The following is a 13,555-nucleotide window of genomic DNA, read 5'->3' on the forward strand; positions in this document are numbered from 1 at the left end:
GGGTGAACCAGCGGGCCACCACCGCGTCGGCGATCGTCGGCAACCCTTCGGCCCGCACCGTCGCCGCCCGGTCCCGCCACTGCTCGGGTGGGCCGAGCGACGCCGACGTGCAGAGCAGCGCCAGCCGGCGCACCCGCTCGGGCGCGTACGTGGCGAGCCACATGCCCACCATGCCGCCGAGGGACAGCCCCGCGTAGTGGACCCACGGCACGTCGAGGTCGTCCAGCGTCCGCAGCAACTCCCGGCCCAACAGGTCCAGGGTGTACGGCCCGGGCGGCACCGCCGAGCGCCCGTGGCCCAGGTGGTCGTACCGGATGACCCGGAACCGTTGGGCGAGCGCCGGCACCTGGGGGTCCCACATCGCGGCGGCGGTGCCGAGGGAACTGCCGAGCAGCAGCACCGGGGCGACGGCCGGACCGTCGACGGTGAGATGCAGCCGGGCGGTCATCCGTCCGCTCCCCGAACGGCGACAAGGGCCCTGTCGACGAACCGCCCGGCCGAGCCGAGCCAGCGGTGCGGGTCGAGCGCCTCGGCTATCTCGGTGTCGGACAGGTGAGCGCGGATCTCGGTGTCGGCGAGCAGCGCGGCGCGGAACGAGGGCGCGGCGGCGGCACGGGTCACCAGGTCGTGCGCGGCGCGGCGACCGACGGCGGGCGTCAGTCGCGCGGCGACCGCCTCGGCCAGCAGGACGCCCCCTGTCGCGTCGAGGTTCGCCCGCATCCGCCGCGCGTCGACCCGCAGCCCGACGAGCATCCGGGCGCACCGCGCGGCGGCGCCACCGGTCACGTGCAGCAGGTCGAGCAGTGGTTCCCACTCGGCGTGCCAGGCGCCGGCGGCCCGCTCGTGCTCCTGCACCGCCGCGGCGAACACTGTGGCGACGAGACCGGGACCGCGTCGTGTCGCGGCGGTGACGAGGACCGAGTCCACCGGGTTGCGCTTGTGCGGCATGGCCGAGGAGCCGCCCCGGCCGACGCCACCCTCGGCGACCTCGGCGATCTCGTTCTGGGCGAGCAGGCCGACGTCGAGCGCGACCTTGCCGGCGGCCACGAGGAGCCCACCGAGGGCGGTGGCCAGGTCGAGCCAGGGCTGCCGGCGGGTGTGCCAGGGCAGCGGGCTCGGCGGGAGGCCCAGGTGCGCCGCGAACCGCTCGGCGACGTCGGCGCCGGCCGGGCCGTACGCGGCCAGGGTGCCGACCGCGCCACCGAGCTGCGCGGGCTGCGCGACGCCGGCCTGCCGCAGCCGGTCCCGGGCCTCGGCCTGCCCGGTCAACCAGCCGGCGTCCTTGAGCCCGAACGTGTCCAGCACATCCTGGCTGGTCGCTCCGAAGTGCACCCAGGCCCGGTGGTGCTCCGGCACTGCGGCGGTCAGCTCACCCACCAGCGGAACGACCGGGTTGCCGGTGGCGTCGGCCGCCCTGCCGAGGGCCCCCGGGTCGTACCGCTCGGCGCGGCACTGCGCGACGATCGCGTCGGCGGCCGGTGCGGGCATGATGCCGGCGTCCGCCACGGCCCGGGCCAGCGCGGCCTCCGCGTCGAGCATCGCCTGGAGCACTGCCGGGTCGCTGAGTTCCGCGTCGACGTCCGAGGTGCCGGAGAGGCCGCCGAGCAGCCCGTCAGACGGCGAAGAAGACGGTCTCATGCGCGCCCTGCAGGTGGATGTCGAACCGGAACCCGTCCGCTGCGGGTGTCGCCAGCAGGGTGTCGCGGCGGTCGGCGTCGACGCCGCGCAGCACGGGGTCAACGGCGTTCGCCGCCGGCTCGTCGGGGAAGTAGAGCCGGGTGACGAGGCGGTGCAGCAGCCCACGCCCGAAGACGGACAGGGTGAGGTGAGGGGCTTCGGTGCCGCCCTCCGGATCGGGCAGCGCCCCCGGCTTGACTGTCAACAACCGGTACCACCCCTGCCCGTCGGTCTCGCTGCGCCCGAATCCGCGGAAGCCGGCGAGCACTGGCGGCCGGGCCCCCCGAGGGTCGTCCGGGTGGTCGAACCGGCCGTCCGGGTCGGCCTGCCAGCTCTCCACCATCGCGTCCACCACCGGCGTCCCGGTGCCGTCGACGATCCGGCCCCTGATCCAGAACGCGCCGGGCGTGCCCTCGGGCACGACGTACGGGCCGTCGGGCCAGCGCAGGCCGATGTGCAGGTACGGCCCGACGGTCTGCGCGGGCATGACACCCAACCGCTCACTCATCGTCGTCCTCGTCCTCGAAGGGGGTGCTCTCCCGGCCCCGCAGCACGATGTCGAACTCGTACGCCAGCGCCCACTCCGGTGTCGTGGTGGCGTGGTCGTACCGGGCGATCATCCGTTCCCGGGCCTTCGGGTCGCGGACCGAGTTGAAGATCGGGTCCTGGAAGAAGAGCGGGTCGCCCGGGAAGTACATCTGCGTCACCAGCCGTTGGGTGAACGCGCGGCCGAAGAGGGAGAAGTGGATGTGCGCCGGCCGCCAGGCGTTGTCGTGGTTACGCCAGGGGTACGCGCCGGGCTGCACGGTGATGAACCGGTACCGCCCCTGGTCGTCGGTCAGCGCCCGACCCACCCCGGTGAAGTGGGGGTCGAGCGGGGCCGGCCAGGTGTCGCGGGCGTCGCGGTACCGTCCGGCGGCGTTGGCCTGCCAGATCTCGACGAGCGTGCGGGGTACCGGTCGACCGTCACCATCGCGGACCCGGCCGTGCACGATGATCCGCTGTCCCTGCGGTTCGCCGTCGTGCTGGCGGGTCAGGTCGTGGTCGAGCGGGCCGAGCCGCCCCTCCCCCAGCAACGGCCCGGTGATCTCGGTCAGCCGCTGCGGCAGGTGGATCAGTGGGTGTTTCGGCGCCCGCGCCACCGTCGACCTGTAGCCGGGACTGAGCAGCGGCGGGTGGGCGTCGACGTCGTCGCGTCGGTACCGCGGCAGCACCAGGCCGCCGCCGGCCCGGGTGTCCTGAGTGGTCATTGTCGTCTCCCGTCGGACTTCGTCGCCTCCAGCGCCCGCAACACCGCGAGTTCGTGGGCCGTCGGTGGCGCAGTGGCGGCCGGTTCCTCGGCGACGGCGAGGTCCCAGCCGGTGGCCGCCCGTGCCTGCTCCCGCGTCACGCCGGGGTGCAGGTGGGTCAGCGTGAGTTCGCGGGTGACCGGGTCGGGTTCGAGCACGCCGAGGTCGGTGATCACCATGCGGGGACCGCCGCCGCGCAGGCCGAGCCGTTCCCGGTCGCCCGGGCCCGTCCCGTACCCGACCGAGGTGACGAAGTCGACCCGTTCGGTGAACGTCCGCAGGTCCTGCCGGACGATGACCACGACCTCGCCGCAGGAGGCGGCGATCTCCGGGGCGCCACCGGCTCCGGGCAGCCGGACCTTCGGGGTGTCGTAGTCACCGCCGACGACGGTGGTGTTGATGTTGCCGTACCGGTCGAGCTGGGCGGCGCCGAGGAAACCCACGTCGATCCGGCCGGGCTGGAGCCAGTAGTTGAACACCTCCGGCACCGACACCACCGCGTCAGCGGTGTCGGCGAGGACCCCGTCGCCGATGGAGAGCGGAAGCCGGTCCGGCTTCGCGCCGAGGCACCCGGATTCGTAGATGAGGACCAGGTTCGGGGCGTGCGTCGCCCGGGCGAGATTCGCCGCCGTGCTGGGCAACCCGATCCCGACGAAGCAGGCGGTGCCGTCGCGCAGTTGCCGCGCCGCGGCGACGGTCATCATCTCGTCCGCGGTCCAGTCCGCCATCGCGTTCCCCTCGCTCGCTGCGCTGACTCATGCCGCCGCGCCGGCCCTGTGCACGTGCTCGTCCAGCCAGGCGCGGAAGGTGTCGCGGTGTCGGCTGACGGCGTCCCAGTCCCGGTAGAAGTCGTTGTCACGCACCGAGTAACCGTGGGCGTACGAGGGGTGTGCGCCGCCGGGCACCTCGGCCACCGCGGTGACCGCCCAGCCGGGCAGGACGACCTGCCCGGGTACGGGTTCCCACTCGTCCACGATCTCCTCGACGGTGACCAGTGACCGGTGGGCGGCGAGCACCGCCTCCTTCTGCACCCCGGTGATGCCCCACATCTGCACGTTGCCGTTGCGGTCCGCACGCTGGGCGTGCACCACCGTCACGTCGGGACGCAGGGCGGGGACGGCGGTGAGCGTCTCGCCGGTGAACGGGCAGGTGATGGGCCGGATGTTGGTGGTGTGCCGGGGCAGGTCGGTGCCGGTGTAGCCGCGCAGGACGGCGAACGGCAGCCCGGACGCCCCGGCGACGTACCGGTTCGCCATGCCCGCGTGGCTGTGCTCCTCCAGTTCGAGTGGGCGCGGCCAGGCGTGCTGCACGGCGTCGCGGAAGCGGTGCAGCGACCCGACGCCCGGGTTGCCGCCCCAGGAGAAGACCAGGCGACGGGCGCAGCCGGCGCCGATGAGCTGGTCGTAGATGACGTCGGGGGTCATCCGCACGAGGGTCAGGTCCCGCCGCCCCTGACGGATGATCTCGTGACCGGCGGCGAACGGAATGAGGTGGGTGAACCCTTCGAGGGCCACCACGTCACCGTCGTGGACCAGCTGCGCCACGCCCTCGGCCAGCGAGACGAGCTTCGCCATGGGCCTCCCGCCTCCCGCGACAACAGTGCTGCCCGCTGTTCGCTATGCGGACTGCCGTGCTCATATCGAACGTACGACGGGCGGATGGCATCAGTCAACGACAGGTTCACCGGGCCCGGCCCACGCCGTCCACAGTGCTCGGCGCTCACCGTCGACGATGCGTTGACGCGGGAGCGACCACGTGCCAACGTTCTTACAGAGAACGCCCGTTCGGTCAGCGAACACATCTGGGCCCCTGCGCGCGAACGGAGAGCCCACCGGGTCACCCGTCACCACCCCACCGGCCCCACGCTCCGAGGAGGACCGCCATGACACTGCTGGACGCCATGACCTGGCAGGGCACGCTGCACAGCGACGGCTGGGTGGAACCGGCCGGCGGCACGGCGCCCGTGCGATCCCCCGCCACCGGCGAGGAGATCGCCCAGGTGGGCGTGGCGAACGCCGAGGACGTGACGCGCGCCTGCGCCCGCGCCGCCGCCGCCCAGCGCGCCTGGGCCGCCACCGGATACGCCGAACGGGCCGCGGTGCTGCGCCGGGCCGGGCACCTGTTCGAGCGGCACGCCGCCGAGATCGGCGACTGGATCGTGCGGGAGGCCGGGTCCATCGCACCCAAGGCCGGGGTGGAGACCGACACCGCGGCGCAGGAGTGCTACGAGGCGGCGGCGCTGGCCTCGCACCCGCTCGGCGAGATCATTCCGAGCGCCCAACCGCGACTCAGCCTGGCTCGCCGGTTGCCCGTCGGCGTCGTCGGAGTCATCGCGCCGTTCAACTTCCCGCTCATCCTGGCCACCCGCTCCGTCGCCCCGGCCCTGGCGCTGGGCAACGCGGTGGTGCTCAAGCCCGATCCGCGCACGGCGGTCTGCGGTGGCATCTCGATCGCACGGGTCTTCGAGGAGGCCGGCCTGCCCGACGGGCTGCTGCACGTCCTGCCCGGCGGGGTCGACGCCGGCGAGGCGCTGGTGGCCGACCCGAACGTGCGGGTGATCAGCTTCACCGGCTCGACTGCGGCCGGTCGCCTGGTCGGCGAGGCGGCGGCACGCCACCTCAAACGCGCCCACCTCGAACTCGGTGGCAACTCGGCGCTGATCGTGCTCGACGACGCCGACCTGGAGCTCGCGGTCTCCGCCGGAGCCTGGGGGTCGTTCCTGCACCAGGGCCAGATCTGCATGACCACCGGCCGGCACCTGGTGCACGAGAGCCTGTCCGAGCGGTACGTCGAGCGGCTGGCGGAGAAGGCGAACCACCTGCCCGTCGGCGACCCGGCGAAGGAGCAGGTGGCGCTCGGACCGATCATCGACGAGCGCCAGCGCGACAAGATCCACGCACTGGTCACGGCAAGCGTCGACGCGGGCGCCCGGCTGGCGGCCGGGGGCACGTACGAGGGGCTGTTCTACCGGCCGACGGTGCTCACCGACGTCACCCCCGCGACCCCGGCGTACGCCCAGGAGGTCTTCGGCCCGGTCGCGCCGGTGATCACGTTCACCGACCAGGCCGAGGCGGTGGAGTTGGCCCGGCAGACCGAGAACGGCCTGTCACTGGGCATCCTGAGCCGCGACGTGATGAAGGCGATGTCGCTCGCCGACCGGATCCCCAGCGGAATCGTGCACATCAACGACCTGACGGTGAGCGACGAGGCGGTGGCGCCGTTCGGTGGGGTGGGAGCCTCCGGCACCGGCTCGCGGTTCGGCGGGCCGGCGGCGAACGTCGAGGCGTTCACCGAGACCCAGTGGCTCACCGTGCAGGGCACCATCACGCGCTACCCGTTCTGACACCGGAGGAGAGGAGCATGCCGGAGATGCGTACCCAGGTCGGCATCGTCGGCGCGGGACCGGCGGGGCTGATGCTGTCGCACCTGCTGCACCTGCGCGGCATCGAGTCCGTGGTGCTGGAGAGCCGCAGCCGCGACCACGTCGAGCACCGGCTCCGGGCGGGCGTGCTCGAACAGGGCTCGGTCGACCTGCTCTGTCGCAGCGGTGTGGGTGAACGGCTGCGCCGGGAGGGACTGCGTCACGAGGGCATCGAGCTGCGCTTCGCCGGGGAGTCGCACCGGGTGCCGATGGCGGACCTGACCGGGCGGGCGATCACCGTCTACGGGCAGCAGGAGGTGGTCAAGGACCTGATCGCCGCCCGGCTCGCGGCCGGTGGCTCGATTCTCTTCGAGGCCGACGTGGTACGTCTGGACGGTCTCGACTCGGACTCGCCGGTGGTCCACTTTCGACGCGACGGGCGCGACGAGGAGCTGCGCTGCGACTTCGTGGCCGGCTGCGACGGGTTCCACGGGGTGAGCCGGGGCGCGGTGCCCGAGGGTGTGCTGACCACCTACGAGCGGGCGTACCCCTTCGCCTGGTTGGGTGTCCTCGCCGCCGCGCCACCAGCCGTGGACGAGCTCATCTACGCCAACCACGAGCGTGGTTTCGCCCTCTACAGCATGCGCTCCCCCGAGATCTCCCGGCTGTATCTGCAGGTCGCACCGGACGAGGACATCGCCGCGTGGCCGGACGAGCGGATCTGGGCGGAGCTGCGGACCCGGTTGGAGACGGTGCCGGGGTGGTCACTCAACGAGGGGCCGATCCTGGAGAAGTCCATCACGCCAATGCGCAGTTTCGTGGTCGAGCCGATGCGGTGGGAGCGGCTGTTCCTGGCCGGGGACGCCGTCCACATCGTCCCACCGACCGGCGCCAAGGGAATGAACCTGGCTCTCGCCGACGTCGCGCTGCTCGGTGACGCGTTCGCCGCGTGGTACGACGAGGGCCGCACCGATCTGCTGGACGGCTACTCGGCCACGGCGTTGCGCCGGGTCTGGCGGGCCCAGCACTTCTCCTGGTGGATGACCTCCATGCTGCACCGGCTGGAGCGCGACGACCCGTACGAGTCGAAGCTGCAGATCGCCACGCTGAGGTATGTCACCACCTCCGAGGCGTACGCCAGGAGCCTGTCGGAGAATTACGTGGGCCTGCCCGAGGTGTGAACGGGAGCCGGCGTGACGTCGCGTTGTTCAACTTATCCATGACGGGCGTCAGAAATTATTGACTTTCAATGCCGGCGTGACTGACCATGGCCACCACAGCGGCGTGCGCCCCCACGCAGCGGTAGTTCACCTGCAGATCCGAGGCATCCGCCGACTTCCGACGCACCCACCACCCCCGCCCAGGAAGGGCCTCGTCAATGAAGAAGGTCATGGCTCTCGGGCTGATCGCTGCTACCGCGATCGCCCTCACCGGATGTACCGACTCCGACGCGTCCACACCGTCCGATCAGGACTCCGGCGACCTGCGCCCGGTCCGGGTCGCGGCGCTGCCCATCACCGAGACCGCCGCGCTGTGGGGTGGCATCAAGGCGGGCCTCTTCGCCGAACGCGGCCTCCAGGTCGAGGTGCTGCCCGCCCAGGGCGGCGCGCAGGCCATTCCCGCGCTCATGAACGGCGACATCGACTTCGCGATCGGCCAGCCGTTCGGCCCGTTCCGGGCCGACCTGCGCGACCTCGGTGTCGTCATCATCGGCAACTACGCCTCCTCGTACGCCGACGGCGACGACATCAACGCCGTGGTGGCCTCGGCGAAGTCCGGCATCAAGCGGCCGGCCGACCTCGCCGGCAAACGGGTCTCGGTCAACAGCCTGGGCGCCGCCGGCGACGTGACGATCATGGCGGCGGTCGAGAAGGACGGCGGCGATCCGTCGACGATCAAGTTCGTCGAGGTCGCGTTCCCGGACGCCCCGGCCCAACTCGAATCCGGAAACATCGACGCCGCCTGGGTGCCGGAGCCGTTCGTCACGCAGCTCAGGGGCCGCGGCGACACCTTCGTCGTCGCGCCCTACCAGGCGGTGGTGCCCGGCCTGACCACGCTCACCACCATCACCACCAAGGAACGCACCGAGAAGGACGCCAAGCTGGTCGAGGACTTCACGGCGGCGATGAAGAAGACGCTGGAGTGGGCCAAGGACCCCGCCAACGAGGCGGCGCTGCGGCAGGCCATCAAGGACAACCTGGAGCTGCCGCCACCGGTGGCCGACTCGGTGCGGCTGCCGGAGTTCGGTTGGGACGTCGACCGGCAGAGCCTGCAGACGCTCGCCGAACTCGCCCTGAAGTACAAGGTGCTCGACAAGCAACCCAACCTCGACCGTCTCATCCAGCAGCAGTAGCCGGCGCGATCCCGCCCTCCCCGGCCCCGGCGCGGGGAGGGCCTCGCCGCACCGCCTGACGACGGGAGTGACATGCGCGTTCCCTCCACCCGACGACTGCGCGCGTTGCGCAGGGCGATGCTGGGCGTCGTCGGCCTGACCGGCTTCCTCCTCATCTGGCAACTGATCCCGACGTTGGGCCTGATCAACCCGTTGTACCTGCCGTACGTGACGGACGTGCTGGCGCGGCTGTTCGAGCAGCTCGTCGACCTCGCGTTCTGGCGGCGGCTGGGCAGCACCATGACGTCCTGGGCGATCGGCCTGACGGTGGCGACAATCGCCGCCGTCGTCCTCGGCACCGTCGTCGGGCTGGTGCCCTTCCTGCGGCGCGCGACCCACACGATGGTCGAGTTCCTGCGGCCGATCCCGTCGGTCGCCCTCATCCCGCTCGCCGTGCTGATGTTCGGCATCCAGCGGCAGGCGGCCCTCGTCATCATCATCTACGCGTCGTTCTGGCAGGTGTTCGTGCAGGTGATCTACGGTGTCGCCGACGTCGACGCGGTGGCCCGCGACACCGCCCGCAGTTTCGGCCTGACCCGGCGGGAGCAACTCTCGCACCTGGTCCTGCCGACCACCCTGCCGTACCTCATGACCGGGCTGCGGCTCGCGGCGGCGGTCGCGCTCATCCTCGCCATCACCGCGGAGATGGTGATCGGCAACCCCGGCCTCGGGCGCATGATCGAACTGTCCCGGTCCGCCGGCGACGCCCCCGGCCTGTACGCGCTGGTCGTGGTCACCGGCCTGCTCGGCCTCACGGTGAACATCGTCTTCCGGTTCGTCGAGCGTCGGGTGCTGTCGTGGCACCAGTCAGTACGAGGGGAGGAGCCGTTGTGACCGCGTACACCGGGCGGATCGCCGCCACGCGGCGTGGTCGGACGGTCGGCTCCCGGATCGCGGCGGGCCTCGCCTACCCGCTGGGGCTGCCGATTCTGCTCCTGGTGCTCTGGGGTGTGGTGGCGACGAGGGCGACGAGCACGTTCTTCCCCGACCCGCTGACGATCGCCGAGGCCTTCCGGCAAACCTGGGTCGGGCCGGCGTTCGTCGAGGACGTGCTGCCGAGCCTCACCCGCCTCGGCCTCGGCATCGCCGCGTCGATCGTGGTCGGCATCGCCGCCGGCACCGTCATCGGCCTGACCCAGTGGTTGCGGGACCTCCTCGAACCGTTGCTGGAGTTCCTCCGGGCCATCCCGCCACCGGTGCTGATCCCGGTGGCCATGCTCCTGCTCGGGATCACGGACACCATGAAGGTGGTCGTGATCGTCTCCGGCGCGGTGTGGCCGATCCTGTTGAACACCATCGAGGGTGTCCGGGGCACTGACAGCGTCATGAAGGAGACCGCGAGATCGTTCCAGGTCTCCTGGTGGGAGCGGCTCTGGTTCCTGGTGCTCCCGGCCGCCAGCCCACGGATCATGGCCGGGGTCCGCCAGGCCCTCTCGGTGGCGCTGATCCTGATGGTCATCTCCGAGATGTTCGCCTCGTCGTCCGGCCTCGGCTACCGGATCGCCTACTTCCAGCGCAACTACCTGATCGCCGAGATGTGGAGCGGCATCCTCCTGCTCGGTCTCGTCGGCGTCTTCCTCGCCGTCGCTTTCGGTCTCGTCGAACGGCGCGTGCTGCGCTGGTACCACGGAATCAGGGAGGTCAACCGTGTCTGACCGGCGCACCCTGCTGCGGGTGGAGCACCTGCGGAAGGTCTACGAGTCCGCGACCGGCGACGTCGAGGCGATCGGGGACATCAGTTTCACGATGGACGCCGGCGAGCTCATCTGCGTCGTCGGGCCGTCCGGGTGCGGCAAGACCACCCTGCTGAAGTGCCTGGCCGGCCTGCTGCGGCCCACCAGCGGCGTGGTCGAGATGGACGGCGCGCCGGTGACCGGGCCCAGCCCGGCGATGGCCGTCGTGTTCCAGGAGTACGGACGCAGCCTCTACCCCTGGCTCACCGTGCGCGGCAACGTCGAGCTTCCGTTGCGGCACAAGAAGCTGACCCGCGCCGCCCGGAGCAGGCTGGTCGTCGACGCCCTTGAGGCGGTGGGCCTCGCGCACGCCGCACGCAGCCACCCGTGGCAGCTCTCCGGGGGGATGCAACAGCGGGTCGCGATCGCGCGGGCGATCGCCTACCAGCCCGACGTCCTGATCATGGATGAACCGTTCGCCGCTGTGGACGCGCAGACCCGGGCCGACCTGGAGGACCTGGTGCGGGAGCTGCACGCCAGCCGCAGCATCTCAGTTGTCTTCGTCACCCACGACATCGACGAGTCGGTGTATCTCGGTCAGCGGGTTCTAGTATTGTCCACGTCGCCGACCTGGGTCCAGGAGGACCTCGCGATCGACCTGCCACCGGAGCGCGATCAGATCACGACCCGCGCCCTGCCCCGTTTCACGCAACTGCGGACGCACGTCTACGACCAGATCCAGCGGGCCAAGCGCGGGCAGGCGGTGGCCCCGTGATCCGCGCCGTGACCGACGGCCAGGTCAACGAGTTCGCCGAAGGGAAGGGCTGTGGGTAGTCGTCAGCCGAAGCAGTTGTTGCTCGCCTTCTTCGGCGAGCACGTCGTCGACGGTGACACCGGGCCGATCCGGGCGAGCGTCCTGATCACCGTGCTGGAGGGTGCGGACGTGGCCGCGCCGGCCACCCGCGCGACCCTCGACCGGCTCGTGCACAGCGGCATCCTCGCCCGTAGCCGCAGCGGCCGGGAGACGCTGTTCTCGCTGACCGAACACGGCGCGGCGGTGTTGCGCGAGGCGAAGGACCGCGTTCGCGGCCCCCGGCCGTTCGACCCGCAGGGCAGCGGCTGGACCCTGGTCACCTTTTCGATCCCGGAGGGCCAGCGGATGCTGCGGCACCGGCTGCGCTCCACCCTCACCTGGGAGGGCTTCGCGCCGATCCGCGACGGGCTCTGGCTCGCGCCCGGCGAGGTCGACCTCGCCGGGTCGTTGGAGCCGCTGCGCCAGGACCTCGCACCCAACACCGTGGTCGCCTTCCACGCCCGCGAACTCGCCGGGTTCCCGATCGGCGAGAGCGTCCGCGCGGCGTGGGACATCGAGGCGATCCGGCGCGCCCACCTCGCCTTCATCGACGTGTGGGACGACCCGTCCGCGGCGACGCTGGCGCCGAGCGCCCTCACCGTACGGACGATGCTGGTGGCGGACTGGCTTGCGCTGCTGCGCGCCGACCCGAGGCTGCCCGCCGAGTTCATGGACGCGCAGTGGCCCGCCACCAGGTCGGTGGAGACCTACCGCCGGATGCACGAGAAGCTGGCCGGGGCGTCCGCGGCGGAGTTCGCCGACCTCGTCGCGGCCCGGCCCGCGGCTAGGCGCCGAATCGGGCCCGCAGATCGGCCTTCCGCACCTTCCCCGACGCCGTCCGCGGCAGCTCGTCCACGATGACGACGTTCTTCGGCAGCTTGTAGCGCGCGATCCTGCCGTCGAGGTGAGCCCGGATGGTGGCGGTGTCCACTGACGCGCCCTCCCGGACCGTCACTATCGCCCACGGCACCTCGCCCCAACGCTCGTCCGGTACGCCGATGACCGCCGCCGAGGTGACCCCGTCGACCTCGGTGAGCAGTTGCTCGAGTTCGAGCGGGTAGATGTTCTCGCCCCCCGAAATGATCATGTCCTTGAGGCGGCCGGTGATGTAGAGGTAGCCGTCGGCGTCCAGGTGGCCGAGGTCGCCGGAGCGGAACCACCCGTCGGCGGTGAACGCCTCGGCGGTCGCCTCCGCGAGCCCGTGGTAGCCGGGGAAGACGTTGGGTCCGGCGACCTCGATCTCACCGACGACGCCGGTGGGCACCACCGCGCCGGCCGCGTCGGTGATCCGCACGTCGGTGAAGAAGTGCGGCAGGCCGACACTGCCCTGCTTGACGCGGGTCATCGCCGGCGGCAGCGCGGTGGCCCCCGGCGCGGCCTCGGTCATGCCGTAACCCTGCGAGAACGACAGACCCCGCGCCTCGTACGCGTTGAGGATCCTGGCCGGCACCGCCGAACCTCCGCAGGTGAGCTTCGTCAACGTCGACAGGTCGGTCGACGCCCAGGCGGGGTGGTCGGCCATCAGCTGGTAGGTGGTGGGTACGCCGCTGAGCATGGTGACCCCGTACCGCTCGATCTGCGCGAGCGCGCGCCCCGGCTCGAAGCCCTTCTCGATGACCATCGTGGCGCCCTTGAGGATCACCGGCAGGGCGCCCATCCCGAGCGAGGCGACGTGGAACAGCGGCGAGATCATGAGCGCGACGTCGGTGGAGACGACGTCGTAGTCGACCACGCAGTTGAGCGCCACCCAGGTGAGGTTGCCGTGGGTCAGCACCGCGCCCTTGGCCCGGCCGGTCGTGCCCGAGGTGTAGACGATCGCCGCCGGATCCTCGTGGGTGGTGTCGGCATGGTCGGTGAGGCCGGCGGCCGCCCGGGTCAGGTACGCCAGCCCGGGTCGGTCCGCGGTGCCGTCGCCGTTGACGATGACGTACGGGGTCCGGGCGGCCGACACGGCGGCGGCCACCGGCACCGCGAAGTCCGGGTCGTGGATCAGCACCCGCGCGCCGCAGTCGGCGAGGACGTAGGCGATCTCGGGGACGGCGAGCCGCGTGTTGATCGGCACGAAGACGGCACCGACCTGGGCCGCCGCGAACATCACCTCGAGCAGTTCGGGGCTGTTCTCGCCCAGGTAGGCGACGGGGTCGCCCTTGCCGACGCCCCGCTCCCGCAGCACCGCCGAGATCCGGTCCGTGGCGTCGGCGAACTGCCCGTAGGTCAGCGGCGAACGGTCGTGGATGATCGCGATCTGGTCCGGGGACTTGAGCCGGCGCCTGGCCACCCAGGCGCCGATTCCGTGCTGCTGCATCATCT

General features: G+C 71.7%; 14 protein-coding genes. 7 read left to right on the forward strand and 7 right to left on the reverse strand.

The window, feature by feature from the left end:
• From KBX53_RS00485 to KBX53_RS00510, 6 genes are all read right to left on the reverse strand, one after another.
• Positions 1 to 448: alpha/beta fold hydrolase (locus tag KBX53_RS00485; RefSeq protein WP_247674910.1), on the reverse strand; the 448-nt coding region annotated here is incomplete at its 3' end.
• Positions 445 to 1,638, reverse strand: coding sequence for a lyase family protein (locus tag KBX53_RS00490; protein ID WP_210857436.1), 1,194 nt, complete (start codon positions 1,636 to 1,638; stop codon positions 445 to 447). The genes KBX53_RS00485 and KBX53_RS00490, both read right to left, overlap by 4 nt.
• The gene (gene pcaG / locus KBX53_RS00495; protein WP_030330694.1) at positions 1,613 to 2,185 is read right to left on the reverse strand and encodes a protocatechuate 3,4-dioxygenase subunit alpha; all 573 of its coding nucleotides are present in this window, start codon (positions 2,183 to 2,185) and stop codon (positions 1,613 to 1,615) included. The genes KBX53_RS00490 and pcaG overlap by 26 nt, the downstream gene beginning before the upstream one ends.
• On the reverse strand, positions 2,178 to 2,927 hold the full coding sequence (gene pcaH / locus KBX53_RS00500; RefSeq protein WP_210857437.1) for a protocatechuate 3,4-dioxygenase subunit beta: 750 nt from the start codon (positions 2,925 to 2,927) through the stop codon (positions 2,178 to 2,180). The genes pcaG and pcaH overlap by 8 nt, the downstream gene beginning before the upstream one ends.
• Positions 2,924 to 3,694 (reverse strand): CoA-transferase subunit beta, encoded by a 771-nt coding sequence (locus tag KBX53_RS00505; RefSeq protein ID WP_210857438.1) that lies wholly within the window; start codon positions 3,692 to 3,694, stop codon positions 2,924 to 2,926. Before KBX53_RS00505 ends, pcaH begins: the two co-directional genes overlap by 4 nt.
• Positions 3,695 to 3,721: 27 nt before the next feature.
• Positions 3,722 to 4,540, reverse strand: a complete 819-nt coding sequence (locus tag KBX53_RS00510; RefSeq protein WP_030330700.1) for a CoA transferase subunit A — start codon at positions 4,538 to 4,540, stop codon at positions 3,722 to 3,724.
• A gap of 308 nt (positions 4,541 to 4,848) precedes the next feature.
• Between KBX53_RS00510 and KBX53_RS00515 the strand changes: the two genes are divergently transcribed.
• From KBX53_RS00515 to KBX53_RS00545, 7 genes are all read left to right on the forward strand, one after another.
• Positions 4,849 to 6,309: a benzaldehyde dehydrogenase gene (locus tag KBX53_RS00515; RefSeq protein ID WP_210857439.1), complete on the forward strand. Its 1,461-nt coding sequence runs from the start codon at positions 4,849 to 4,851 to the stop codon at positions 6,307 to 6,309.
• A 17-nt stretch (positions 6,310 to 6,326) separates the two neighbouring features.
• On the forward strand, positions 6,327 to 7,508 hold the full coding sequence (gene pobA / locus KBX53_RS00520; RefSeq protein ID WP_245233590.1) for a 4-hydroxybenzoate 3-monooxygenase: 1,182 nt from the start codon (positions 6,327 to 6,329) through the stop codon (positions 7,506 to 7,508).
• 197 nt (positions 7,509 to 7,705) lie between these two features.
• On the forward strand, positions 7,706 to 8,680 hold the full coding sequence (locus KBX53_RS00525; protein WP_210857440.1) for an ABC transporter substrate-binding protein: 975 nt from the start codon (positions 7,706 to 7,708) through the stop codon (positions 8,678 to 8,680).
• Between the two features lie 72 nt (positions 8,681 to 8,752).
• Entirely contained in the window at positions 8,753 to 9,553 is an 801-nt protein-coding gene (locus KBX53_RS00530) for an ABC transporter permease (RefSeq protein ID WP_051708302.1), read from the forward strand.
• A complete protein-coding gene (locus KBX53_RS00535; RefSeq protein WP_030330709.1) occupies positions 9,550 to 10,374 on the forward strand; it encodes an ABC transporter permease in 825 nt (274 codons plus the stop codon). Before KBX53_RS00530 ends, KBX53_RS00535 begins: the two co-directional genes overlap by 4 nt.
• Positions 10,367 to 11,167: an ABC transporter ATP-binding protein gene (locus tag KBX53_RS00540; RefSeq protein ID WP_030330711.1), complete on the forward strand. Its 801-nt coding sequence runs from the start codon at positions 10,367 to 10,369 to the stop codon at positions 11,165 to 11,167. The genes KBX53_RS00535 and KBX53_RS00540 overlap by 8 nt, the downstream gene beginning before the upstream one ends.
• Positions 11,168 to 11,218: 51 nt before the next feature.
• On the forward strand, positions 11,219 to 12,106 hold the full coding sequence (locus KBX53_RS00545) for a PaaX family transcriptional regulator C-terminal domain-containing protein (protein ID WP_036411154.1): 888 nt from the start codon (positions 11,219 to 11,221) through the stop codon (positions 12,104 to 12,106).
• On the opposite strand, the gene KBX53_RS00550 is transcribed toward KBX53_RS00545, so the two are convergent.
• The gene (locus tag KBX53_RS00550; protein ID WP_030330714.1) at positions 12,030 to 13,550 is read right to left on the reverse strand and encodes a long-chain fatty acid--CoA ligase; all 1,521 of its coding nucleotides are present in this window, start codon (positions 13,548 to 13,550) and stop codon (positions 12,030 to 12,032) included. The genes KBX53_RS00545 and KBX53_RS00550 overlap by 77 nt on opposite strands.
• Positions 13,551 to 13,555 lie beyond the last annotated feature (5 nt).

Source organism: Micromonospora sp. M51, assembly GCF_018070305.1.
Taxonomy (GTDB): Bacteria; Actinomycetota; Actinomycetes; order Mycobacteriales; family Micromonosporaceae; genus Micromonospora; species Micromonospora parva.

Bases quoted from the DNA above. Each gene is read 5' to 3' on its own strand.
- KBX53_RS00490 (WP_210857436.1), bottom strand. From the start codon at position 1,638: ATGAGACCGTCTTCTTCGCCGTCTGACGGGCTGCTCGGCGGCCTCTCC.
- KBX53_RS00505 (WP_210857438.1), bottom strand. From the start codon at position 3,694: ATGGCGGACTGGACCGCGGACGAGATGATGACCGTCGCCGCGGCGCGG.
- KBX53_RS00510 (WP_030330700.1), bottom strand. From the start codon at position 4,540: ATGGCGAAGCTCGTCTCGCTGGCCGAGGGCGTGGCGCAGCTGGTCCAC.
- KBX53_RS00515 (WP_210857439.1), top strand. From the start codon at position 4,849: ATGACACTGCTGGACGCCATGACCTGGCAGGGCACGCTGCACAGCGAC.
- KBX53_RS00550 (WP_030330714.1), bottom strand. From the start codon at position 13,550: ATGCAGCAGCACGGAATCGGCGCCTGGGTGGCCAGGCGCCGGCTCAAG.
- KBX53_RS00530 (WP_051708302.1), top strand. From the start codon at position 8,753: ATGCGCGTTCCCTCCACCCGACGACTGCGCGCGTTGCGCAGGGCGATG.
- KBX53_RS00525 (WP_210857440.1), top strand. From the start codon at position 7,706: ATGAAGAAGGTCATGGCTCTCGGGCTGATCGCTGCTACCGCGATCGCC.
- pcaH (WP_210857437.1), bottom strand. From the start codon at position 2,927: ATGACCACTCAGGACACCCGGGCCGGCGGCGGCCTGGTGCTGCCGCGG.
- pcaG (WP_030330694.1), bottom strand. From the start codon at position 2,185: ATGAGTGAGCGGTTGGGTGTCATGCCCGCGCAGACCGTCGGGCCGTAC.
- pobA (WP_245233590.1), top strand. From the start codon at position 6,327: ATGCCGGAGATGCGTACCCAGGTCGGCATCGTCGGCGCGGGACCGGCG.